The 2,610-nt window shown below is 31.6% G+C and carries 2 protein-coding genes; both read left to right on the top strand.

Annotation, left to right across the window (positions count from 1 at the left end; all coding sequences use genetic code 11):
- On the top strand, nt 1–1,913 hold a 1,913-nt coding region (locus BUC03_RS15240; RefSeq protein WP_073153920.1), incomplete at its 5' end, for a hypothetical protein.
- Between the two features lie 148 nt (nt 1,914–2,061).
- Nucleotides 2,062–2,502 (top strand): hypothetical protein, encoded by a 441-nt coding sequence (locus BUC03_RS14930; protein WP_073153917.1) that lies wholly within the window; start codon nt 2,062–2,064, stop codon nt 2,500–2,502.
- Nucleotides 2,503–2,610 lie beyond the last annotated feature (108 nt).

The raw sequence follows: 2,610 nt of genomic DNA, 5'->3' as shown, positions 1-2,610 counted from the left end.
GTCCTGCGGACACAGACGCAAAAGCGTCAAAGTTAGCTCTTTTTACTATCTTTACTCCTAACCTTCCCTTAGCTGGGAAATTACACAAAACCGTTACCTGCAAGCTGAAAAAAACTATGGGATTTTTCAAAGAGAAAAAGAAAGAAAAAAAAGAACTAGCTAATTTGGAAGAAAAAGCAGAAGTTAAATTAATAGAAAGACCTAGAATTTGTTGTATTGATACAGACAAGGCGGTAATATCTAATCTAGAAAGCAAAGGATATAATTTGTCAACAGGTTCTTTAGGCTCAAAAATAAAAGTTCCTAACAGTACTAGAAGAGAAAATCATCAATTACTGCCAAACCACGATTTCCCATTAAATTTACACGAGCTTGACATATTTATAATTGATTTAGACAACTTTGAAACCATAGACTATTATCAAGAAGACCATATTAGGGAAATGCATACTGGAAAAAGCTCTTTCTGTTTATTGAGTAGTTTTCCCGAAACATTATTTGACCCACGACCAATTGCAGCTTCTTTTTTAAGAAATGAACTTTATAAAATAAGCAATAGGGAATATTTATTAATTGCTTTTTCATCATCTAATTATGAAGTTGAGTATGAACCTATAAAGGTAACAGAAGGAAATGCGAGAAGACAAAACATTGAAAAGCACAGTATTTATTCTTTTTGGGATTATATACCGTACAGAGAAGTAAAATATGGAAAGGAAATAAGTATTTGTAAATCTATTGAAGATTTACAGCGACTACTTGAAAAGTATAAGACAAACTCATTCTATAATCAAACATTTGAACACCCTACAAGATGGAATGGTGGTAAAAATGAAAAATATGAAAACTATTTTCCACTAGTAAAAAACATTAATGGAGATATAGTTTCTTATGTAGAAGTTAATGAGTTTCATAATCTTATCATCTTCCCGCAAATTGAGGATAAAGCAAATTTCTTATCAGAGTTTCTGTCCAAAATTGCACCATCTATTTATCCAGCATTATTTCCATATTCCACTACTTTCGATTGGAAAAAACAGGAAGAATATTGGCTACCTAATTTCTCTCAACTTTTAGAAGATAAAAAAGCAATAGAAAAAGAATATCAAGATAAATTAGATAAAAATGAATCAGATATTGTTTCCAATAACAAAAAGTTCTCATTTCTTCACGGTTTAGTTACAAAAACTGGTGACGAATTAGTTGAATCGGTTATCAAATTTTTGAATTGGTTAGAATTTAAAAACGTAACAGATTTTGATTCTGCTAACGGTTCCTCTACAATTTTAGAAGAAGATATTCAAGTTGATATTCCTGAAGGTTTGCTAATTATTGAATGCAAAGGAATTGGTGGTACGTCAACAGATGCGGATTGCAGTCAAATTTCAAAAATAAAACACCGTCGCTGTAAACAAAGAAACGCATTTGATGTATTTGCACTATATCTAGTAAATCATCAACGCTACCAACCACCTTTAAAAAGACAAAACCCACCTTTTACAGAACATCAAGTGCAAGATGCGATTAACGATGAAAGAGGTTTACTAACTACTTGGCAACTGTTTCAACTTTATGAACTAGTTCAAAGCGAAATTATTTCAAAAGAAGCAGCGAGAAAAGCTTTCATAAACTATGGTCTTATAGAGTTCAAACCTCAAGATTTGGAATATATTGACGAACCTTTAGAATTGTTTGAGAATGGAAAGATATGTATTGTAAATATTAAAGATTGTCTTCTCGAAATCGATAAAGAAATTATAGTTGAGAAAAACGGTAAATATGTCAAATCTAAAATTGTCGACATACAATTAGACGGAAAATCCGTAAAAAGTGCAAAAGAAGGCGAAATTGGTCTGAAATTAAGTAAACCGATAAAAAAGAAATCGAAACTTTGGAAAAAAGCCAGCAGGTAACAATGTGTATAATTCATTGCTAGTTATAGCCTACTTACGAAAGTCCTCGCGGACTTTCTATTTGTGTTTTATTTGCTAAATTTAGTGCTGAAACACGCAACGAAATCATACACTAGACCGTTGTACGCAAGCTGAAAACCCAACTGAATTGATAAAAAGAGCTATAATATTAACCTCAATTCTGAACTCAATAATTCTGATTGGAGTTCCTGCTGGACACGGTTATGGAATAATGATAATGTTTGAAGTTATCAGTATTCCAATGCTAATAAAAAACGGATTTGATTTCCAGAAAGAATATCCTTTTGAAAGCAGTCTGATTTTAATAGCTCTGATTTCTTTAATTGGGAAACTGATTTCAATTGCAATATTATTTTCAAAAAATATTTTGAACAAACAGAAATGGATTTACATCGGACTGGCCTTAATGCTGATTTCTTTTCTAATTGTCTGTTATGGAGTGTGGAATTATGACAATTTTCTTTTTGCAATAACATTAGGAAGTGGAATACCTTTTTTAATGTATTTCGGTAGAGTTTTATATTTAATTAATAAAGAGAAACATAAATCGGAATTAGTAGCGGAATGAAAAAAAGCCAGCGTACAACACTGTATAATTCCAACTAAGGTTTGGTTGTGTCCTGCGGACACAGACGCAAAAGCGTCAAAGTTAGCTCTTTTTACTATCTTTATTCCT

The organism is Mesonia phycicola, from assembly GCF_900141885.1.
GTDB classification, from domain to species: domain Bacteria; phylum Bacteroidota; class Bacteroidia; order Flavobacteriales; family Flavobacteriaceae; genus Mesonia; species Mesonia phycicola.
This window is presented reverse-complemented; position numbering and strand designations above follow the sequence as displayed.